This is a genomic window from Lysinibacillus sp. NPDC097195, assembly GCF_044762075.1.
Taxonomy (GTDB): Bacteria; Bacillota; Bacilli; order Bacillales_A; family Planococcaceae; genus Lysinibacillus.
Genome location: NZ_JBIWDP010000001.1, coordinates 2,404,950 through 2,426,612, shown reverse-complemented (window position 1 = coordinate 2,426,612; position 21,663 = coordinate 2,404,950). Strand labels below are relative to the sequence as shown.

The window sequence follows — 21,663 nt, the reverse complement described above, 5'->3', positions numbered from 1 at the left end:
GCTGCTTGCGATTTGAGTTTTTTTACTAGAACGAGGTTTTCCAATGAAACAATATTTAAAACGCTATGCTCAAAATTTTGATTACCCATTATTTTTCACTGTTTTGTTGTTAAGTATATTTGGATTAGTGATGATTTATAGTTCAAGTATAATGGTCGCAATCGTACAAAAAGAACAAGCTGCAGACTATTTTTACCGAAAACAGCTAATTAACTTAGCGGTTGCGTCTTTAGCATTTTTGGCAGCAGCATTTTTCCCTTATAAGCATTATGCAAATAAGAATATTATGCTTTTACTGACAATTGTGTTAATTGTGCTCTTTACGTGGGTAAAAGTAGCCGGAAATGGTGCAGACGATGTAGGTTCTCAAAGTTGGATTCATGTACCGGGATTCGGGAATTTCCAGCCTTCTGAATATGCGAAACTATTTATAATTTTATATTTTGCTGCAGCATTCTATCGTAAATCTCAAAAATATACATTTGAAAAGTTACAGCCTACTGAAATTTTTTATCCGATATTTCTATGGATTCTTGTTGTAGCTGGCGTGGCCTTTGAAACAGATTTAGGGGCAGTAATTATTTTATGTGGTATTGCAGTATCCGTTGTAGCGGCTAGTGGTATACCTTTTAAAACGTTTTGGAAGTTTTTTGGCGTGTTAGGAGCATTTGGTGTAGCCATTCTCGGCATGCTTTGGCTATTTAAAGGTGAACTTTTAAAAGGGAACCGTAAAGGTCGTATCGAATCTTATTTTAATCCGTTTGATTATGAGGACGGTGTAGGACACCAAGTGGTCAATAGTTATTATGCCATTGGCGGCGGTGGATTAGAAGGAAGAGGACTCGGTCAATCGATTCAAAAATTAGGATATTTACCTGAACCGCAAACCGATTTTATTATGGCGATTGTTATGGAGGAGCTCGGTATTTGGGGAGTTCTTATCGTCTTAGGCGGTTTAGGATTTATTGTATATAAAGGTTTTTCTATCGCATTGCGAACAAAAGATCCACTAGCGCGTATGATAGCAGCAGGTATTGCGAGCTGGATAGGCTGGCAATCGTTTATCAATCTTGGGGGTGCAACCGGGTTAATCCCGTTAACCGGTGTCACGCTGCCTTTCATTAGTTATGGCGGGACATCTATAATTTTGCTATCTTTAGCTATGGGAATATTAGTTAATGTTTCCATGTTCGATAAGGTAGAAAGAAGTAAATCACAAACATAAGGGGGATACCTATGGAATCAATCAACAAAATCCTTGTAGCCAATCGGGGAGAAATTGCAATTCGAATTTTCCGTGCATGTACGGAACTCAACATTCAGACTGTCGCTATTTATTCACGTGAAGACAGTGGGGCATTTCATCGCTTTAAAGCAGATGAAGCTTATTTAGTAGGGGCAGGTAAGAAGCCCATCGATGCGTACTTAGATATTGAGGGCATCATTGCAATCGCTAAGGATGCAGGCGTTGATGCGATTCATCCAGGGTATGGTTTTTTATCAGAAAACGTGGATTTTGCACGTCGTTGTGAGGAAGAGGGCATTCTATTTATCGGTCCGACTTCACAGCATTTAGATATGTTTGGTGATAAAGTAAAAGCGCGTGAACAGGCCATTAACGCAAATATTCCAGTCATTCCAGGTACAGATGGACCTGTTGCTTCTGTAGAAGAAGTACAAGCTTTCGGTGAACAATATGGATACCCGCTTATGATTAAAGCTTCTTTAGGTGGCGGTGGACGCGGCATGCGCGTAGTGCAAACGAAAGAAGAAGTTGCGTCTGCATATGAACGTGCTAAATCAGAGGCAAAGGCAGCCTTCGGTTCAGATGAAGTTTATGTAGAAAAGTGTATTCTTCAACCAAAGCACATCGAAGTTCAAATTATTGGCGATAAAATGGGTAATATCGTGCATTTATATGAGCGTGATTGCTCTATTCAACGCCGACATCAAAAAGTTGTAGAGATTGCACCATCCAATTCGATTTCAAATGATTTGAGAAATAGAATTTGTGATGCAGCAGTGCAATTAATGAAAAATGTCTCGTACATAAATGCAGGGACAGTAGAATTTTTAGTTGCAGGTGATGACTTCTATTTCATCGAGGTAAACCCTCGTATACAAGTAGAACATACTATTACAGAAATGATTACCGGCATCGATATTGTACATGCTCAAATTAAAGTAGCTGCGGGCTATGGCTTGCATAGCGAAGAAATTCATATTCCACAGCAAGCGGACATTCCGATGATTGGTTATGCTATTCAATCTCGTGTCACAACAGAGGACCCTGCAAATGACTTTATGCCAGATACAGGAAAACTTATGGTCTATCGCTCAAGTGGTGGCTTTGGCGTTCGTTTAGATGCAGGTAATGGCTTCCAAGGCGCTGTAGTAACACCGTATTACGATTCATTGCTTGTAAAAATTTCAACTTCAGGCATGACGTTTAAAGAAGCCGCAGCGAAAATGGATCGTAACTTAAAAGAATTCCGTATTCGCGGGGTAAAAACAAATATCCCATTTTTAAATAATGTCGTAACGCATGAAAAATTTTTAGCAGGCACATTTGATACGAGTTTTATCGATACAACGCCTGAACTATTTAACTTCCCGGTTCGCCAAGACCGCGGAACAAAACTATTAAGCTATATTGGTAATGTAACGTTAAATGGTTTCCCAGGGGTGGAAAATAAGGCCAAGCCGATTTTCACTCAGCCAATTAAGCCTCTTGTGGACTTAAATGGGCAGCCACTGTCTGGTACAAAGCAAATTTTAGATGAACAAGGTGCAGACGGGCTAGTGAAATGGATTTTACAACAGCAAGATGTATTATTAACGGATACAACATTCCGCGATGCGCATCAATCTTTACTAGCAACACGCGTGCGTTCTCAGGATATGATTCAAATTGCAGATGAAACAGCACGTATGATGCATAATTTCTTCTCACTCGAAATGTGGGGTGGAGCAACATTTGATGTAGCATACCGCTTCTTAAAAGAAGATCCATGGGAGCGCTTAGCGAAGCTGCGTGCGCAAATACCTAATGTTCTATTCCAAATGTTGTTGCGTGGTGCCAATGCTGTTGGTTATACGAACTATCCAGATAATTTAATTCGTTCGTTCATTGCCGAGTCGGCTGCATCTGGTATAGATGTCTTCCGTATTTTCGATAGCTTGAACTGGATTAAAGGGATGGAAGTAGCGATTGATGCAGCAAGAGATGCAGGCAAAATTGCAGAAGCAGCGATTTGCTACACTGGCGATATTTTAGATGATGGACGTGCGAAGTACTCCGTGCAATATTACAAAGATATGGCGAAGGCTTTAGAAGCGTCAGGAGCCCATATTTTAGCGATTAAGGATATGGCTGGATTATTAAAGCCAGAAGCTGCATATCGTTTAATTTCGGAGTTAAAAGAGGCGACAAACCTACCAATTCACTTGCATACGCATGATACAAGTGGTAACGGGATTTACTTATATGCAAAAGCGATTGAAGCTGGGGTAGATATTTTAGATACAGCACTCGGCGCAATGGCAGGCTTAACGTCTCAACCAAGTGCTAACTCATTGTACTATGCAATGAAAGGCGGCAAACGAGAGATTCGCGCTGATATTGAGTCGCTTGAAAAGCTTTCCTATTACTGGGAAGATGTTCGTAAATACTACAAAGATTTCGAAAGTGGCATGATTAGCCCTCATTCTGAAATTTATGTTCATGAGATGCCAGGTGGTCAATACAGTAACTTACAGCAACAAGCAAAAGCTGTTGGTCTAGGAGATCGTTGGGATGAAGTGAAGCGTATGTACTCACGTGTAAATCTATTATTCGGAGACATCGTGAAAGTAACACCATCATCGAAAGTAGTAGGCGATATGGCGTTATTCATGGTGCAAAACGAATTAAATGAAGAAACAGTGATCACTCGTGGGCAAACAATTGACTTCCCAGATTCTGTTATTGAATTTTTCCAAGGTTATTTAGGACAACCACATGGTGGCTTCCCAGAAGCGCTTCAAAAAGTAGTGTTGAAAGATCGTGAGCCAATTACAGTTCGTCCAGGTGAACTGTTAGAGCCAGTTAACTTTGAGCAGTTGGAGGAAGTATTAGCAGATAAGTTACAACGTCCAGTAACGAAGAAGGATGTACTTGCTTATGCACTGTACCCGAAAGTGTTTGAAGAGTATGCTAAAACATTAGCATCATTCGGTAATATTTCTGTGTTAGATACACCAACGTTCTTGTATGGCTTAAAGCTTGGGGAAGAGATTGAAGTAGAAATAGAAAAAGGTAAAACGTTAATTATTAAACTTGTATCGATTGGTGAGCCACAACACGATGGTACGCGTGTTATGTACTTCGAGTTAAACGGTCAATCACGTGAGCTTGTGATTCAAGATATGACGGTAGAAGTAGATGGCAGTATAGCACTTAAGGCAGACCCAAGCAATCCGAATCAAATCGGGGCAACAATGCCAGGAACTGTGTTAAAAGTCGTTGTTTCGAAAGGCAGTCCTGTTAAACGTGGTGACCACTTGTTAATTACAGAAGCTATGAAAATGGAAACAACGGTACAAGCACCAAAAGATGGTGTCGTAAAAGAGGTATACGCAAGTGCGGGCGATGCGATTTCAACAGGTGACTTATTAATTGAAATTGAATAAAACTATAGAAGTAGCGTTTAATTTCTACTATGCAAAATGGGTGAAACGTAACTAGCCTTTTGTAATTGATAGAAATTAGTACGAATGTTGCGAAGGCAGTGAATCCTGTGGGAAGCACCACCGCCGTAGCAGATAATAACGACGTAGCAAAAAAGTGTTAGATTGACTGCAATCAATCTAACACTTTTTCTCTTTTTTTTAGTCGTTATAAAATAGTAGAAACTAGGTCATTCTAGCTATTGAGAAACAATTTTGAGCGTATATCTAATATCAATTATTTTGTCTATAGACTTTTTTGATATAAAATAAAGATAGATAAATGTATTGCCAAAATGGCAAATCAATACTTTGTAATCACTGATTAACCCTCATAAATTACCACTATCCACACTCATATTAGTTGCTTTAAGCTATTGTCGGCTTGAAAAAATTGCAATCGTTAGCTTTCATTCTTTCGTCAAAAAAATAGTATAAATTTCTTTCATCATAAAGTACATGCTTGTAAATAACGTTGAAAGGAAATGAAAAAAGATTCGACAGCGCCGAATCCTTTTCTAAAGTTACTACTTATTTTTTTCATTATAATTGCTACGTGCGACGAGCATAATCATGTAACAAAGAAGACCAAATAACATTGAAATGAACAATGAATGTAATAATGCGACTGTCAGATTCAATTTAGTAAGGACTACTAACATACCTGCTAAAACTTGTAGAATAACTATGATGAAAGCGATAATCCAGCCATAATAAATAACACGTTGTTGCTTGTATTCTTTTATAGCGTGCCAAGTTATGTATGTAATCCAAATAAAAATAATAATAGCTGCTAGTCGATGTCCCATTTGTACCCATTCGTACATATTATTTGGTGGGGCAAAAGGCGTTTCGTTATAGCAAAATGGCCAGTCTGGACATACTAGACTAGAATCGGTATGTCGAACAAGTGCCCCTGTATAAACGACTAAATAAGAATAAATTGTGACAGCAATTGTATGCCAACGTAACTTTTTCCCAATAAATACGTTATCAGCATCAAACTTTCGATCAACCTCAAATACAATCATAGAAAGAAGAAGAACGGCGGCAAAAGAAATAAGTGAGATTCCAAAGTGCAGTGCTAGAATGAAGTCTCCTTGCCCCCATAACACTTGAGCTGCTCCAATCAGCGCCTGTGCTATTAAGAAAAACATTGATAAAAAACCTAAAAATTTCACTTCACGAATATGACCAAGTTTTCGCCATGTCCAAATGGTTAAGCCTAAAATGGAGATAGAGACAATGCCTGACACTAGACGATGGGAGAATTCAATTAGAACTTCAGTTGTAATTTCTTTTGGAATAAGAGAACCATTACAATCTGGCCAATTTCGACCACAGCCCAAGCCACTATCGGTTTTTGTAACGAGTGCCCCGCCAAGTAAAATAAGGAGCATTCCCACTGTAGCGGCAACAGCAAACCATTTCATATACCTGTTGTGTTGCATAAAACGAGTCACCTACTTTATCTATCAATATTACATGAAAGTAATGTTTCTGCTACTAGATGATATCTAAAATACAATTAAATTACAACTTGTAAAGAGTAGGGAGTATTAGATGTTCATTCCATTTCACAAATTGTTCATAATTTCGTGCTTTAACCTTCACAATTCAAATTGGAAAATGTTTTACTATAGATATGTTGTTTTTTAATTATATTTCTAGACAATGCAAATTTTACAACTTCACCTAAATTTCACTAAACGTCTAGAAATCAATCGCAAATTTCGCTATAGTTATTGTTAGCGGAATATGCTTACAAAAATGAAAGGAGAGGTAACATGTCAAACGGTCGTACGTTTTCGGCTACTAGAAATACTGATCCAGAAACGACATCTGTTGTAAAAGATTTCTTAGCACTAATAAAAATTGGAATCGTTAACTCGAATCTTGTCACAACGTTTACAGGAATGTTTCTGGCAATTCAGTTTACTGGTAGACATTTCTTACAAGAGCTTGATGTACTCGTTTGTATCATGCTAGGTGCGGCACTAATTATTGGCGGCTCTGGTGCAATGAACAATTTCATTGATCGTGATATTGATCCGATAATGAAACGAACAAAGTCAAGACCGACAGTCACTGGAAGATTTAAGCCGAAATTTGTAATGACTCTTGCCCTCTCATTTTTAATTGTAGGTGAAATTTTGTTATTTACGGCATCATTTGCGGCCGGCATGTGGGGACTAGTTGGAATATTCGCTTATGTAGTTCTGTATTCAATGTGGTCAAAAAGGAAGCATGTTAGTAACACGATTGTCGGAAGTATTTCAGGGGCGATTCCACCAGTAATTGGTTTTGCAGCGATTGAACCTGCACTTGGCCCAGGAGCACTTGCCCTGTTTCTCATTATGTTTGCATGGCAACCACCGCATTTTTATGCGTTAGCTATGAAACGTACGGAAGAATATCGTGCAGCTAATATCCCAATGTTACCAGTAGTAAAAGGTTTTAAACGAACGAAGTACTCAATGTTTTTCTGGATTCTTTTATTATTCCCGTTACCGTTCCTTTTACCTGAGCTTGGCAATGGATTTTTAGTGCTTGCGACTACTTTGAACTTAGGCTGGTTATTACTAGCTATAAAAGGCTTTACCACAAAAGATGATATGAAGTGGGCAAATAGAATGTTTATTTATTCCTTGAATCATATGACCATACTATTTGTGGCTATCGTAATATTTGCGATATTCAGCTAATTTGGAATTCTTTCTTTCCCAAGAATTCATATAGACAGAACCAATGTCCTAGGTACACATGAAAATACAACAAAGAAAGAGGGGTTTAATTAAGCTATGATGAAAGGGCTTAAAAAGTGGCGTCTTTTTTCACTTCTAGCAGTGATGATGGTTTTCCTTTCGGGTTGTGGTGAAGATTATATTTCTGCACTGAAACCATCGGGTCAAGTAGGTAAAGAACAATTCAACCTATTATTGTTGGCTACTGGAATTATGACGTTAGTTGTAGTAATAGTATCTGTTATCTATTTACTTGCATTCTTAAAATTCCGCCGTTCAAAAGTAGGCGAAAATGTTATTCCTAAGCAAGTAGAAGGAAGTCACACACTTGAAGTAATTTGGACAGTAATTCCAATTATTTTATTATTAATCTTAGCTGTACCAGTTGTTACGGCTACTTATAAATTTGCAGATGTTGCTGCAATGGATGAAGTAGATGCAGAAGGTAACAAAACGGCCCTGACAGTAAACGTAACTGCAAAGTTATACTGGTGGGAATTTGAATATCCAAACCAAGGGATTGTAACAGCGCAAGAATTAGTAGTACCAACAGATCAAAAAGTTTACTTTAACTTAAAAGCTGCTGATGTAAAGCACTCATTCTGGATTCCCGCGATTGGCGGTAAAATGGATACGAACGTAGAAAACTTAAACAAATTCTATTTAGTATTCGATAAAGAATCAGCAGATCTTAAAGATGGCGTATTCTATGGTAAATGTGCGGAGCTATGTGGCCCTTCACACGCACTTATGGACTTTAAAGTAAAAACTGTTAGCCCAGAGGCATTTGACGCTTGGGTAGCAAGCATGAAAGCAACTGAAGGACAAACTGCTTCAAAAGATTCAACTGATCTTGGTGAAGCAACATTTGCTAACAGCTGTTTAGCTTGTCATGCTGTATCTGGCGCAGGTGGTACTGGTGGAGTAGGTCCTAACTTAGCAACTTTCGGCGATCGTAACCGTGTTGCAGGCTTCTTAGAACATAATGAAGAAAACTTAAAAGCGTGGATCAAAAACCCAGGTGAATTCAAACCAGGTAACTTAATGATGAATCCTGATGGTACTGCACCAATTTATGGCGATTTAACTGACGAAGAAATTCAAGCTCTTGCAACATATATCATGAGCTTATCAGTAGAGAAATAATTTTCGTTTATGTAACAAACTTTGAGGGAGGTAAAAGTTGTGAGCTCATATACACAGAAAAAGGGCTTTGGAGCAGCTGTCTGGGATTACATTACAACGGTTGACCATAAAAAGTTAGCTGTAATGTATTTATTAGCCGGTACATTGTTCTTCGCTATCGCTGGTTTTGAAGCGTTATTAATACGTATTCAGTTAATGAAGCCAAATAACGATTTCGTATCAGCTGGTTTTTTCAATGAATTATTAACGATGCACGGAACGACAATGTTATTCCTTGCTGCGACTCCATTACTATTCGCATTTATGAACATGCTTGTACCATTACAAATTGGTGCACGTGACGTTGCATTCCCATTCCTTAACTCTTTAGGGTTCTGGTTGTTCTTCCTAGGTGCAGTATTCCTTCACCTGTCATTCTTTTTAGGTGGCGCTCCTGATGCGGGCTGGACATCTTATGCATCATTATCTTTATATTCTCCAGGACATGGTATTGACTTCTATGTGCTTGGGTTACAAATATCTGGGGCAGGGACGTTAATTTCAGGTCTTAACTTTATCGTTACGATTATTACAATGCGTGCTCCAGGTATGACATTTATGCGTATGCCATTATTCACTTGGACTGCATTGGTATCAAGTGCGTTAATTTTATTCGCATTCCCTCCATTAACAATTGGTTTATTGATGATGTTATTTGACCGTATGTTCGGTGGTAACTTCTTCGACCATACAATGGGTGGTAATACAGTAATTTGGGAACACTTATTCTGGATCTTCGGACACCCAGAAGTATACATTTTAGTACTACCTGCTTTCGGTTTATTCTCGGAAATTATTCCAGCATTCTCTCGTAAGCGCTTATTCGGATACTCTTCAATGGTATTCGCAACAATTTTAATCGGTTTCCTAGGCTTCATGGTTTGGGCTCACCACATGTTTACAACTGGTCTTGGACCAACTGCGAACGCAATCTTCGCTGTTGCTACAATGGCTATCGCCGTTCCAACAGGTATGAAAGTATTTAACTGGATTTTAACAATTTGGGGCGGATCTATTAAAGTTACAACACCAATGCTTTATGCACTTGGTTTCATCCCGTCATTCGTTGCGGGTGGTGTTACTGGGGTAATGCAAGCATCTGCTCCACTTGACTATCAATTACACGATTCTTACTTTATCGTTGCGCACTTCCACTACGTTATCGTTGGTGGTATCGTAACTGCATTATTCGGTTCAGCGCACTTCTACTGGCCAATTTTCTTCAACCGCATGTTAAACGAAGCACTTGGTAAATTGACTTTCTGGGTATTCTTTATCGGATTCCATTTAACATTCTTCGTACAACATTTCTTAGGTTTAATGGGGATGCCACGTCGCGTATTTACGTACATGGAAGGTCAAGGTTGGGATCAGTTCAACTATATTTCATCAATCGGTGCATTGATGATGGGCGTTGGGGTTATCTTAATGGTAATTAACTGCTTAATGTCTATCAAAGGTAAACCAGCAGGTCGCGACCCATGGGGCGATGGTCGTACGTTAGAATGGTCAATTCCGCAACCAATTCCGTTCTATAACTTCCGTCAAACACCACTTGTTCGTGGTCTAGATCCATGGTGGATTGAAAAGCAAGAAGGTAATAAAGAAGTGACATTTGCTGAGCCATTAGGTGATATTCATATGCCAAACAACTCTGCAATTCCATTCGTTATTTCTGTAGGTATGTTTATTGCTGCATTCGGTGCACTTTACAATCCAGATGCAGATAAACCTTGGTCAATTTACGTGTTAATTATTGGTCTATTGATTACATTTGGTGCCATGATTGCTCGTTCTGTGAAGGACGATCACGGCTTCCACTTACACAAAGAAGATATTCTTGAGATTGAAGAGCAACTTTATGGCAAAGGGGGAAATAAATAATGGATATCAATACTAAATTTACTCCTCATACTTGGCCAGATCATCCTGAACAAGCAACGATGGAAGGTAAAAATAAAGTCGTTGGTTTCTGGATTTTCCTTGCCTGTGAAGTTGTCTTATTCGCAAGTTTATTTGCTACTTACTTAGCATTGAAGAACAAAGGGCCAGCTGGCATGGAGTTCACAACACAAAGTTTATTTGAATTACCATTAGCATTTGCAATGACGATGTTATTATTAACATCTTCACTAACTTCAGTTTATGCCATTTACCATATGCGTAATTTTAATTACAAAGGTATGCAAACTTGGTTAGCAATTACATTACTTTTAGGTCTAGGCTTCCTTGCCTTAGAAATTTACGAGTTCCAACACTATGTGCACCTTGGTTTCACATTTAACCAATCTGCATTCGCAACTGCGTTCTATACGCTAGTAGGTACGCACGGTTTCCACGTATCTTTAGGGTTAGTATGGATTACAACATTACTTGTCCGTAATGCAAAACGTGGACTGAATCTGTACAATGCGCCTAAGTTCTTTGTGGCTGCGCTATACTGGCACTTTATCGACGTTGTTTGGGTATTTATCTTTACAGTAGTATACTTGATGGGAGTGATCGGATAATGTCATCACATGATACACCTGTAGTTGCTAAGTCTCAAGCTCAATTCGAATATGATCGTCATCACAATGCCGTTCATATGCGTAAACAAGTAATCAACTTTGCGATCATGATTTTCTTAACGTTTATCGCGTTCGCTGTAGTTGCTGCTGGCTTTTCTAAATATTTCATAGCTCCGTTTGTTCTCTTGCTTGCGGGCGTACAAGTTGTTCTTCAACTTTATGCTTTCATGCACTTAGAAGACAAAAAAACGCACTTCGGTGGAGTTATTGGATTCTTTATGTGGATGGGGATTTTAATCGCATTTACATTCTTCCTAGCATTTTTAACAATTATTTGGTGGTAATCACCAAAAAAAGCATGCTCTCTGCTAATGGCAGAGACGTGCTTTTTTCGTTTTACTAATAGTGTTAAGTGTTGGTAATTTGTTCACCGTTCGTTCATTGCAGTATAGCTGTAAGCGTTTTATAATAGGGGTACTGAAGTTTTCTTTATGTCTTTGCTATCCTGGTCTCATTTATAGCACTTGTGACATCCAACAAAGACTTACCTTTATTTTGTAGAAGTTTGTTATCCAAAATAAGTAAAACGTTTTAGCGTGCAAATGTATGCTGGAAAAAGTTAAAGGAGCGCGTATTGTATGCCACTTAGTATATTTGGTTTCCAAGCTTTATGGAGCCCGTATTTAATAGGGGTTCTCGTTTTTATTACCGCAATCTATTTTTTAGTGACAACGAAATGGCGTAAAGATTTTAAAGTAAGTGAGCCACTGAAAAAAGGTGAAGCAATTTATTTTGTATTGGCAATGATTACGATTTATATTATTAAAGGATCGCCAATTGATGTAATGGCCCATATAATGTTTACAATGCATATGGTGCAAATGGCTATTCTTTTATTGCTTGTGCCTATTTTCTTAATTAAAGGGATTCCATGGTGGGTATGGAAAGTTGCAATAGAAGCACCTGTTGTCAAACCTTTATTTAAAGTGTTAACATTACCAGTGGTTGCGATATTTGTTTTTATCGGTCTATTTTCTATCTATCATTTACCGTCAGTATTAGACTACATTAAATTAAACGAAACATTACATGGTACTTATACTTTTGTATTATTTGTTTCTGCTGTGTTCATGTACTGGCCTTTAATTCAAAAAATACCAGATAGCGCTGAAATGAAACCATTGCATAAATTAGCGTATATAATTGCCAATGCAGTGTTAATTACACCTGCATGTGCCCTAATTATTTTTGCGCCTAATGCTATGTATGAAACATATACGAGTGGTGAAGCTTGGTTAAAAGCAATGGAACTATGTGTTCCAGCCTCAACTTTATCTGGCTTGTCATTATCTGGCCCAGAGTTATTTACGGATATGAAGCCTGCTGCTGATCAGCAACTTGGTGGTGTTCTAATGAAAATACTGCAAGAGCTTATTTTTGGTGTATTAATCGGTGCAATTTTTACAAAATGGTATCGTTCTGAGCAAAAGGACCCGGATAAAATTACGGCCGATGCATTAAAAGCACACCAACAAAAGTGGGAAAGAGAACATCAACATCAGTTGTAAAATTTATTTTGTATAAGGAGTTTTGTGAATGGAATTGCAAATTTTGCCTACTATTAGTACATCATTTATCGTCATAAGTGCTGTGCTTGTAGCAATTGGTTGGGGCTTAATTATAAAGGGAAAAGTAGATGCACATAAAAAGGTTATGTTAGCTGCCGGTGTTGCTGCACTTTGCTTCTTTATCATCTATGCTTCACGTACGGTCTTTATCGGTAACACAGCCTTCGGTGGTGGTGAGGATTTAAAACCTTACTATACATTCTTTTTAATTTTCCACATTACGTTAGCAACATCTGGAGCAGTGTTTGGGCTTGTTAGTATTATTTCAGGACTAAAAACAAACATTAAACTACACAAACGAATTGGACCCATTACAAGTATTATCTGGTTCTTTGTAGCAGTCACAGGTGTTATGGTGTACATGTTGCTATATATTCTATTTGAGCCAGGTGAAACAACCTCTGTTATTAAAGCGATTTTAGGATTTTAACACAAAAAAATCTCCCTCCTTACTCTTGAGAAGGTGGGAGATTTTTTATAGAAGATTGTTTAAATAAAGAAAGCGCTACGACTACGAGTAAAGGGCCGATTAAAATTCCGAGAAAGCCAAATATTTTAAAACCGATAAACATAGCAATAAAAGTGGACAGTGAGGAAAGGCCAATTTTATCACCAATTATTTTCGGCTCAATCATGCGACGGATTAAGAATAGTATGACTGTCAGCACAACTAAGGCAATGGCAAAGATATAGTCCCCCGTAAAAGCTTTATAAATAGCCCAAGGTAGCAGTAAAATAAACGAGTCTAAAAAGGGAATAATATCTAATATAACAATTAGTAAAGCTAAAATAAAAGGGAACGGTGTCTTTAATAGAAAAAATGCTATTGTCGCTACGGCAAAAATACAAATCCCAACAAGTAATTGTGCTTTCATAAAGCCAAACAATGCAACTTTTACACGTGCAGCTGTAAAGAGTACTTTTTGATGATAATGAAAGGGGATAGGTGCCAATAGTTTACGATTGATTGATGGTAAATCTAATAACAGCATATACAACACAATCCAATAGACAAAAATATCAAATAAACGGGATGGAATATGGGTCAAGAGTGATGACCAAACATTAAAGTTTGTTAAAGAAAGTGCAAATTTTTCAATAGAAGAAAGAGCTCGTGCAATCATCGATTGGATTTGCGTTACGAGATCTAATGGCAAATGGTACGTATAGTTGGCAAGCTTGGATTGGATTTGAATCCACATAGCTGATAATTGGTTAAGATAATCTGGAATATGAATGATAAATGATGAAAACTGTTTCCAGCTTATATAGCCTAGGAAAATACATAGTAGTAATGTGATACAAAAAAATAAAAGCCAAAAAATAGATACGACAATTTTGCGTTTTTTGCGAAAACGTTTGCTCATACGAATTATGAGGGGCTCTAATAATAATGCGGTTACATAGGCAAGAAGGATAGGAAAGGATAAGGATAAAAACCAAAGGATGATTAATCCTATAGCTATAACGATTATAGGATGACGAAAAAAGGGTCTTTTAAAAAATTGTATCAAGAATCTCACCTACATCATTTGAAAGATATAGTTAGTATGAGAAGAAAATCTTTTTTTACTCAAAATAAAAAAGACTGGACCACCAGTCTTTTCTTGATATTCATACATTCTTATGACAAGCTTGCATTTTAGAACAACAAGTCAATAGCACTTGTTGTCGCATCAAGACCACAGTATCTGCAAAGACGTTGGTTTTGACGTTGTATTTCTTTAGCGCTTATTATGCGTTAATAGTTTCCAACGCTTTTTTGTTAGAAGGAGCCTCAACAACGAATGCTTCTAGGTCTAGTCTAACTTTTTTTAAGATTTCATCACATTTTTTTACAAGGTGAGCAGGGAAAACTTCATCTTCGCCGTACTCAACACCATGTGGATAATAGTGTTTGCCAAGAACCGGTTTCATTAATGTTAGAACAGCATCGTGTGCGCCAACATCACCCGATTGTGCATATGCGAATACACGTAGATAGTAAGTGCCTTCACGAGTATCGAAACGGCGGTCGAAAGTCATACGTTCATAATCCCAAGCACCATCACATTCTAAGCCATTTTTTTTCATAATGTTTTCAATTAGTTCTTGGTCAGCTGTTAAATTCTCAAGGTTAGTATTCTCAAAATACATCTCATAATCCTCCTTTAGCTTATCGTACAAAGTATACGCTCATTTTTATAATAGAGCATATTTGACATTGTTGCAATACAACATTGTGTCAACGTTCTTACAATTGATATAATAAATTACAATAATGGTGAAGAAAGGGGTCGTGTATGAAAGCATTATTTCGCATTTTAATCGCCTGTGCAACAATTGCGTTTATCGGCTTTATGTTCTTTAATACACCAAAAGAAAATGAGCCACTCGAAGGGCCAAATGCCAATTCGAATATTATTCCAAAAACGGAGCTGGAGCAACCGGATGTTGGAGCGATGACACGACCGCAAAGAGGCTTGTCGACTTTAATTGGTCAAGGAATTCAAGCTGTTTTAGAACAATATGGTGAACCGGCTAGAAAGGAACCTTCATCATATGGTTATGATTGGTGGGTTTATAAAACAAGTACGGCAACATTTTTTATGGTAGGCGTGCAAAATAATATAGTGACACAAGTATACATAGCGGGTGATAAGCTAGATGCTACACCTTTTAAAATAGGTCAAAAGCGGGATGATATTTACCGAATGACAATTATTGATTATGAAGTAGCTGCCAATGTAGGTGAAAATATTTTCATTTTCTCAATGAGTGAGGAAGATATGCAAACTAGGCTGCTAGTAAAATTTGATGGCCTCTATGCTCAGTTGTATATTGATAGCGAAACAAGTGAGCTACAAGGGATTCGTTATACGGATAGCGAAACACTTGTATTACACCAGCCTTATGAAATGATTTATCAAGGGGAGCTTGTTAGTCCAACACCTCCGTCCTCATTTTTACAACAGGAAATTAATGAAGCAAGTGCTGCCCAGCTGGATGATTTAATCAATGTAACAAGAGATTATTATGACTTAGCACCTTTAGAACTTGATGAAAAATTAGAAGCGGTAGCAAAATTACACAGCGAAGATATGAAGGTACAAAATTTTTCAGGTCATGAATCACCAACAAATGGAGATTTAAAGAAACGATTGGAAGCACAAGGCATTGTTTATAATAGTGCGAATGAAAACCTTGCGACTGCTTATTTTGACGCCATAGAGGCCATGCATGGATGGCTAAACTCACCAGAGCATCGCAAAGAAATATTAAACGATAAGTATTCAGCAGTAGGATCGGGTGTCTTTTTAAATTATTATACACAAATTTTCATGGAGCCATCGAAGCAAAAGGATGAGAGCGAAGAGTCGGTGGAGGATACGATAGAAGTAATACAATAGGAAAGAAATGATAATTGCCGTTGTTTGCCCCTAAAGGCCGCACGTAGCCCAATTGATGGTGCCAGGCACCCACACAATTTTAGAGATTGTCTTGATTAAATCAAGGCAGTCTTTTTTTGTGTCTAATATACGGTAAACCAATTGCATCGTACTGGCAAGAATCACTTATAACGTACTGCTGAAGCGATATGACGGCACCCTTCAATTTTCGTCACACCGTTACAAAAGCCGTCATATGATAGAGAACTGAAAGGAGGAATGAGGCATTGCAATTAGCTGAGCTATTGAAAGATTGGCCATGTAGTGTAACTGGTGGATCAATCCGCACAATAATTACGGGCGTAGAGGATTATGCACAAGCAGTGAAGCCGGGAGATATTTTTATCGTACGAAAAGGGAAAAAAACATCAGGTAGTCGTTTTGTCAAAGAAGCACTAGCAAGAGGAGCTGCGGCCGTTGTATCTGAGGAAAGCATTGCGATACCATTTAACGATCAAAATATTCCTTTCGTTTGGGTACCGAATACCGCTTTGTTTTTATCGTATGCCAGTGCTAAACTCGCAGCTTTTCCGGCAGAGGCATTATCGGTTATTGCTATTACAGGAACGAATGGGAAAACGACGGTAAGCCATTTTGTAAGCCAATTACTACAAGCGTTACATAAAAATGTAGCAGTGATTGGAACAGTAGGCTTCTTTATAAATGGGCAAAAACAGCAAACAGAATATGAGCAATTAACAACATTACAAGCAAAAGAGCTACATCCTATTTTAAAACATTGTGTACGACAAGGCGTCACACATGTAGTTTTAGAAGCTTCCTCAATGGGTTTACAACAGCATAGGCTCGATCATTGTGATATTGATTGTGGGGTATTTTTAAATTTATCGGAAGACCATTTAGAAGACCATGGCGGACTGGAAGCATATAAACGGGCAAAAAAGAGATTAGCAGACTTATCAAAAAAAATTGTGTTAAATGGGGACGATAATTTTTGTCGTTCTGTCGGTATTTACGATAAGAAAAAATCTTGTTCATTCGGCTTTGACAATCACAATGATTTACATATCCAGATTGTGAGTGAATCCATTGGTAAAACTGTACTTTGTTTGCAAACGACAACGAGTGAGCACATTATTGCCATACCTTTTGTCGGGAAGTATCATGTGCAAAATGCAGTCGCTGCGATCATGGCGATATGGCGTTTAGGTTTTGCTATTGATGAAATAGCTGAGCATACATGGGGACTAAGGCTACCTGAAGGCAGACTTGAAAGAATAGAAAATCCACTTGGTATTGATGTCTATGTTGATTACGCCCATACCGCAGAGGCTTTACAGGCGGTGTTACAAACTTTTGATAGTAAGAAAACAATTTACCTTGTATTTAGTTGTGGCGGCAATAGAGATAAGGCAAAACGTTTTGCGATGGGTGCTGTGGCAAGTAAGTATGCTGACATTATATTTTTAACGACTGATAATCCTCGTGATGAGGACCCAATAGTCATTAATGAAAGTATTATTGCAGGATTTTCTGAGCAGCAATATTATGAAATATTTTTAGATCGTAAAGTTGCGATACATCAGGCATTAGCAAAAGCACAAAAAGGAGATATTGTGCTTGTCGCCGGAAAAGGGCATGAACAAACACAGCAAATTAAAAATCAAAAATTCCCTTTTTCCGATCAACAATGTATTAAAGATTATTTTTTACAAGCTAAGACTGACGACGCTGAATAACGAAGAATGAAGCAGTGGCAATGGCTAATTTGCGACCAGTTTCATCCTCAATGTCGCATTCCATTACAAGTGTTTGACGTCCTTTATGTACAAAACGTCCTCGGGCGATTAACTCCTTATTGTTCGTAGTTGCTATATAGGAAATGTTAATATTGGTTGTCACAACATTAAAGCCTTCTGGAACAGAACGTGAAGCGAGTCCACCCATTGCTGCATCAGCAATTGTCGCAATAATTCCTCCGTGTGGGACTTTTATGGTATTGTGAATAACCGGCGTAATAGGGATACGAACCTCACTAACGTCTGGTTGGAAGTTGCCCACCATATGTAAAGCGGCGTTGATATAACGGCGGTGTATACCTTGTTGTTTATCGCGTATGCCATTTAGCAAGTGTAATAATACTTCCTCATCCTCCGCTGTACTATGTTGTAAAATAGCAGCGAGTAATTCTTCAATTTGTCCTTTAGCTGAAGTCACCAATTACAAAACTCCTTTATATAGAAATATCAATAATGTAAAATTACCACAAAATCTGTTATGATGGGAATTAGATTGGGGGAATTAAAATGATGATGACCTCTGAATGGGCAATCATTTTGGATGAGGCCGATGCGCTTTGTGAAATGATTCTTTCCTCTGAACATGCGAATACGCTAAGGTTAGCATACAATGCTGTTTATAGTGATAGCGAGTTAGTCGAAGCTATTTATGCATTTGGTCGCATGAAGGAGCAATACGAAGATGTACAACGTTTCGGAAAATACCATCCGGATTATCATACAATTATGAAATCGATTCGTCAGCAAAAGCGCACACTCGATTTAAACGAAAAGATTTCAGCTTTGAAGCTAGCTGAAAATGATTTTCAAGATTTACTAGATGAAATTAGCTTACTTATTGGGAAAACCGTATCGGAAGCAGTAAAAGTACCTGTAAGTAATCCATTCTTCGCTTCTAATTCTTCATGTGGAAGCGGTTGTGGCTCAGGTGGCTCTTGCTCCTGTTCTGCATAATAGAAAAGCAATGTCACTGAACATTGCTTTGTGAAAAGACGCAATGCCTTTCGGGGTGTTGTGTTTTTTTATTGTAAGTACTTTTGATGTCCGCACAGCTTAGATAGCCCTATACAAGAGGTATTTGTAATGAAGAATCATTGATTTCCGTTTCCGGTGCTCCCTTTCTGCAGGCACGGCTTCAACTAATTTTTGTAGTAATGCTACCAAAATGGATTTCACTCGTGCTGTTCTGTGCTGGAGTGCCGCACCGTCCACTCCAATCATCTAAAACTGCTTACTACTTAGAAAACATTTTTCTACATTGAATTTCCATTGAAGAAATTTATACAGGAACCGCCGCATCCATTGCAGCATTTGTATGGTCAACGAATATTCGGCATAGTTAAAAATGAAGAAACAGCAATATCTACAGTTAGAAGCATGTCAAAACGGCTCTGCTTCTATTTTTTTCACATAAAAAATTATATAGTTAATATGGAAATAAAGTTGAAAAAAGGGGGCAATACAATGCATACATATCGAATTGCTGTTATTCCAGGCGATGGTATTGGTAAAGAGGTAGTGCCGGCAGCGATAGAAGTTTTGGACAAAGTGGCACGATTAGATGGTAGTTTTAAGTTCGAGTGGGCAACATTTCCATGGGGTTGTGATTATTACTTAGAGACAGGTAAAATGATGCCGGATAATGGAATCGAGCTATTAAAAGGGTATGATCAGATTTTTTTAGGTGCTGTCGGAATGCCTGACATTGTACCAGATCATGTATCGCTGTGGGGCTTATTAATTAAAATTCGCCGTGAAATGAAGCAGTCTATTAATGTGCGTCCAGCTAAGCTCCTACAAGGCTTAACATCGCCTTTACGTAATCCGAATAATTTTGATTTTGTCGTTGTACGTGAAAATTCAGAAGGGGAATATTCTGAGAGTGGTGGTCGACTTCATAGTGGACAAGAAGAAGTGGCCATTCAAAATGCAATATTTACTCGTAAAGGGACGGAACGTGCTATGCGCTATGCCTTTGAAATGGCGAAAACACGTCGTCAGCATGTTACAAGTGCTACAAAATCGAATGGTTTAACTTACAGTATGCCTTTTTGGGATGAGGTTTTTGCAGATGTTAGCAAAGATTATGGAACAATTGAGCAAGCGACGAACCATATCGATGCATTAGCAGCTTTCCTCGTCATGAAACCAGAAAACTTTGATGTCATCGTTGCTTCCAATTTATTCGGAGATATTTTAACCGATTTAGGTGGCGCTATTATGGGAAGTATCGGTATTGCACCGGCAGCTAACTTAAATATTGAACGCGAATATCCTTCGATGTTTGAACCTGTTCACGGCTCGGCACCTGATATAGCAGGACAAGGAATAGCTAATCCTCTTGGCCAAATATGGACAGGTAAAATGATGCTTGATTTTTTAGGCTATCAAGAACAAGGGACAAAGGTGCTAAATGCAATAGAGGCTACATTGGCGCAAGGCATAAAAACGGGAGATTTAGGAGGTTCGGCAACAACGCGTGAGGTAACAGATGCCATTTTAATGCACTTAACATAATGGATAATTTATAAATAAAGGTAAGAGCATTTGTTATATGTCACTCTTACCTTTATATTTTTAATCATGATTTTGGAGTAATTCAACTGCAATATCAGGGCGATCAGTAATGATACCTTTTGCGCCATTCTGAATTAATTTATTCATCGTAACTAAATCATTGATTGTCCAATAATGAACAGGGATGTTTAGGTTGTTTAAAAACTGAATAAACTTTGGTGAATCGAGCGAAACAACACCTGATTTAGGAGGAATTTGGAATACATCTACTTTTGGATGATATAAATGACCAAATTGACTTGAGAATGAGGCGAACGCTTTACGGACATCCGATTCACCTGCACCTAGTGCAACTTGATTTTGTGCATATAAATTAAAACGGTCAATTTGTTCCCCATAAAAGCTAGTAACAACGACGCGATCTTCCACGCCAAGTTCTTCTATTAATCTCCAAAGTTTGGAAGGCATTAAACTACCTTCATACGTATCTGGTGCATCTTTAATATCAATATTGATTAACATAGTTGGATAATTTTCTAGTAATTCACGTAATGTCACAACGTCAATTTTTTGCTCCCGATAAGGGAATTCACCTGTTAAATCTTCGAATTGATAACCATGGTTTAAAGCGTTTATTTCTGCTAATGTCATTTCTGATACTGCGCCATAGCCATCCGTCGTACGGTCTACAGTAGCATCATGGAAGACGATAATTTCCTCGTCCTTTGTTAAGCGTATGTCTATTTCAAAGCCATCTACACCTAGTTGTGCCGATTTTTCAAAAGCAAGCATAGTATGCTCAGGTTCTAAATGTGCTCCGCCACGATGTGCGAGAATAATCGGGCGATCAAATTGTAATGCTTGTTTCCCTTCACGCTGTTGAGGTTTGGAAATAGCTTTACTACCTGCCCAAGCAGCTGCACTGGCTGCTGCTATTGCAATAGCTATCTTCGTTTTCTTACCCATATTCGTCCTCCTTAACAATCAAATTAATATAAAAGGTGCTGGCGAATTCACTTGCATTGTTCAAGCTAAAGCACTTTTATCTAGCATGAGAGAAAGTAAATTTGTCGATAAACGCGCTATGCTTTTCCATTATAACGGAAAAATGCTCGTTCTGTCAGCTAAACTCTGTTGCTATCATTTTCCGGTCTATGGTATGCTTTTATGTAAGAAATGAGGGA

The 21,663-nt window shown here is 38.1% G+C and carries 18 protein-coding genes; 13 read left to right on the top strand and 5 right to left on the bottom strand.

The features are described 5' to 3' along the window. Positions 1–43: 43 nt before the first annotated feature. The gene (locus ACIQXI_RS12485; RefSeq protein ID WP_402925144.1) at positions 44–1,225 is read left to right on the top strand and encodes an FtsW/RodA/SpoVE family cell cycle protein; all 1,182 of its coding nucleotides are present in this window, start codon (positions 44–46) and stop codon (positions 1,223–1,225) included. Between the two features lie 11 nt (positions 1,226–1,236). Beyond that, entirely contained in the window at positions 1,237–4,671 is a 3,435-nt protein-coding gene (gene pyc / locus ACIQXI_RS12480; protein ID WP_402925142.1) for a pyruvate carboxylase, read from the top strand. 563 nt (positions 4,672–5,234) lie between these two features. Here the strand turns inward: pyc and ACIQXI_RS12475 are convergent. Then, a complete protein-coding gene (locus ACIQXI_RS12475) occupies positions 5,235–6,158 on the bottom strand; it encodes a COX15/CtaA family protein (protein ID WP_402925140.1) in 924 nt (307 codons plus the stop codon). 336 nt (positions 6,159–6,494) lie between these two features. Here ACIQXI_RS12475 and cyoE point away from each other — a divergent pair, with 336 nt between their 5' ends. The 7 genes from cyoE (at position 6,495) to ACIQXI_RS12440 (ending at position 13,204) form a co-directional block, all read left to right on the top strand. Next, the gene (gene cyoE, locus ACIQXI_RS12470; protein ID WP_402925138.1) at positions 6,495–7,412 is read left to right on the top strand and encodes a heme o synthase; all 918 of its coding nucleotides are present in this window, start codon (positions 6,495–6,497) and stop codon (positions 7,410–7,412) included. Positions 7,413–7,508: 96 nt separating this feature from the next. Next, complete coding sequence (gene coxB, locus ACIQXI_RS12465) at positions 7,509–8,597, top strand: cytochrome c oxidase subunit II (protein ID WP_402925135.1); 1,089 nt, start codon at positions 7,509–7,511, stop codon at positions 8,595–8,597. A gap of 39 nt (positions 8,598–8,636) precedes the next feature. Further along, complete coding sequence (gene ctaD / locus ACIQXI_RS12460; RefSeq protein ID WP_402925133.1) at positions 8,637–10,520, top strand: cytochrome c oxidase subunit I; 1,884 nt, start codon at positions 8,637–8,639, stop codon at positions 10,518–10,520. Continuing rightward, a complete protein-coding gene (locus ACIQXI_RS12455; RefSeq protein ID WP_402925130.1) occupies positions 10,520–11,146 on the top strand; it encodes a cytochrome c oxidase subunit 3 in 627 nt (208 codons plus the stop codon). The genes ctaD and ACIQXI_RS12455 overlap by 1 nt, the downstream gene beginning before the upstream one ends. Then, positions 11,146–11,490: a cytochrome C oxidase subunit IV family protein gene (locus ACIQXI_RS12450; protein ID WP_402925128.1), complete on the top strand. Its 345-nt coding sequence runs from the start codon at positions 11,146–11,148 to the stop codon at positions 11,488–11,490. The genes ACIQXI_RS12455 and ACIQXI_RS12450 overlap by 1 nt, the downstream gene beginning before the upstream one ends. A 294-nt stretch (positions 11,491–11,784) precedes the next feature. Beyond that, positions 11,785–12,714, top strand: a complete 930-nt coding sequence (gene ctaG / locus ACIQXI_RS12445) for a cytochrome c oxidase assembly factor CtaG (RefSeq protein ID WP_402925125.1) — start codon at positions 11,785–11,787, stop codon at positions 12,712–12,714. Positions 12,715–12,742: 28 nt separating this feature from the next. Continuing rightward, positions 12,743–13,204 (top strand): DUF420 domain-containing protein, encoded by a 462-nt coding sequence (locus tag ACIQXI_RS12440; RefSeq protein ID WP_402925123.1) that lies wholly within the window; start codon positions 12,743–12,745, stop codon positions 13,202–13,204. 19 nt (positions 13,205–13,223) lie between these two features. Here ACIQXI_RS12440 and ytvI read toward each other — a convergent pair whose 3' ends face one another. After that, the gene (ytvI, locus tag ACIQXI_RS12435) at positions 13,224–14,297 is read right to left on the bottom strand and encodes a sporulation integral membrane protein YtvI (RefSeq protein ID WP_402925121.1); all 1,074 of its coding nucleotides are present in this window, start codon (positions 14,295–14,297) and stop codon (positions 13,224–13,226) included. Between the two features lie 211 nt (positions 14,298–14,508). Then, positions 14,509–14,910, bottom strand: coding sequence for a YugN family protein (locus tag ACIQXI_RS12430; protein WP_402925119.1), 402 nt, complete (start codon positions 14,908–14,910; stop codon positions 14,509–14,511). Positions 14,911–15,056: 146 nt separating this feature from the next. Here ACIQXI_RS12430 and ACIQXI_RS12425 point away from each other — a divergent pair, with 146 nt between their 5' ends. Both ACIQXI_RS12425 and ACIQXI_RS12420 read left to right on the top strand, forming a co-directional pair. Continuing rightward, a complete protein-coding gene (locus tag ACIQXI_RS12425; RefSeq protein WP_402925117.1) occupies positions 15,057–16,163 on the top strand; it encodes a CAP domain-containing protein in 1,107 nt (368 codons plus the stop codon). A gap of 266 nt (positions 16,164–16,429) precedes the next feature. Beyond that, on the top strand, positions 16,430–17,902 hold the full coding sequence (locus ACIQXI_RS12420; RefSeq protein ID WP_402925115.1) for a UDP-N-acetylmuramoyl-L-alanyl-D-glutamate--2,6-diaminopimelate ligase: 1,473 nt from the start codon (positions 16,430–16,432) through the stop codon (positions 17,900–17,902). Here ACIQXI_RS12420 and ACIQXI_RS12415 read toward each other — a convergent pair. After that, positions 17,880–18,380 (bottom strand): PaaI family thioesterase, encoded by a 501-nt coding sequence (locus tag ACIQXI_RS12415; protein WP_402925113.1) that lies wholly within the window; start codon positions 18,378–18,380, stop codon positions 17,880–17,882. The two genes, ACIQXI_RS12420 and ACIQXI_RS12415, sit on opposite strands and share 23 nt — an antisense overlap. 89 nt (positions 18,381–18,469) lie before the next feature. Here ACIQXI_RS12415 and ACIQXI_RS12410 point away from each other — a divergent pair, with 89 nt between their 5' ends. Further along, the gene (locus ACIQXI_RS12410; protein ID WP_402925111.1) at positions 18,470–18,916 is read left to right on the top strand and encodes a YlbF/YmcA family competence regulator; all 447 of its coding nucleotides are present in this window, start codon (positions 18,470–18,472) and stop codon (positions 18,914–18,916) included. A 510-nt stretch (positions 18,917–19,426) separates the two neighbouring features. Beyond that, positions 19,427–20,479 carry a tartrate dehydrogenase gene (locus ACIQXI_RS12405; protein ID WP_402925108.1) on the top strand — a complete coding sequence of 351 codons (1,053 nt, stop codon included), beginning with the start codon at positions 19,427–19,429 and terminating at the stop codon, positions 20,477–20,479. Positions 20,480–20,539: 60 nt separating this feature from the next. On the opposite strand, the gene ACIQXI_RS12400 is transcribed toward ACIQXI_RS12405, so the two are convergent. Then, on the bottom strand, positions 20,540–21,445 hold the full coding sequence (locus ACIQXI_RS12400) for a glycerophosphodiester phosphodiesterase family protein (protein WP_402925106.1): 906 nt from the start codon (positions 21,443–21,445) through the stop codon (positions 20,540–20,542). Between the last annotated feature and the right edge of the window lie 218 nt (positions 21,446–21,663).

Coding starts and splice junctions, on each gene's coding strand:
- pyc (WP_402925142.1), top strand. CDS start 1,237: ATGGAATCAATCAACAAAATCCTTGTAGCCAATCGGGGAGAAATTGCA.
- ACIQXI_RS12450 (WP_402925128.1), top strand. CDS start 11,146: ATGTCATCACATGATACACCTGTAGTTGCTAAGTCTCAAGCTCAATTC.
- ACIQXI_RS12475 (WP_402925140.1), bottom strand. CDS start 6,158: ATGCAACACAACAGGTATATGAAATGGTTTGCTGTTGCCGCTACAGTG.
- ACIQXI_RS12410 (WP_402925111.1), top strand. CDS start 18,470: ATGATGATGACCTCTGAATGGGCAATCATTTTGGATGAGGCCGATGCG.
- ACIQXI_RS12440 (WP_402925123.1), top strand. CDS start 12,743: ATGGAATTGCAAATTTTGCCTACTATTAGTACATCATTTATCGTCATA.
- ACIQXI_RS12425 (WP_402925117.1), top strand. CDS start 15,057: ATGAAAGCATTATTTCGCATTTTAATCGCCTGTGCAACAATTGCGTTT.
- coxB (WP_402925135.1), top strand. CDS start 7,509: ATGATGAAAGGGCTTAAAAAGTGGCGTCTTTTTTCACTTCTAGCAGTG.
- ACIQXI_RS12400 (WP_402925106.1), bottom strand. CDS start 21,445: ATGGGTAAGAAAACGAAGATAGCTATTGCAATAGCAGCAGCCAGTGCA.
- ACIQXI_RS12430 (WP_402925119.1), bottom strand. CDS start 14,910: ATGTATTTTGAGAATACTAACCTTGAGAATTTAACAGCTGACCAAGAA.
- ACIQXI_RS12455 (WP_402925130.1), top strand. CDS start 10,520: ATGGATATCAATACTAAATTTACTCCTCATACTTGGCCAGATCATCCT.
- ACIQXI_RS12485 (WP_402925144.1), top strand. CDS start 44: ATGAAACAATATTTAAAACGCTATGCTCAAAATTTTGATTACCCATTA.
- ACIQXI_RS12405 (WP_402925108.1), top strand. CDS start 19,427: ATGCATACATATCGAATTGCTGTTATTCCAGGCGATGGTATTGGTAAA.
- cyoE (WP_402925138.1), top strand. CDS start 6,495: ATGTCAAACGGTCGTACGTTTTCGGCTACTAGAAATACTGATCCAGAA.
- ctaG (WP_402925125.1), top strand. CDS start 11,785: ATGCCACTTAGTATATTTGGTTTCCAAGCTTTATGGAGCCCGTATTTA.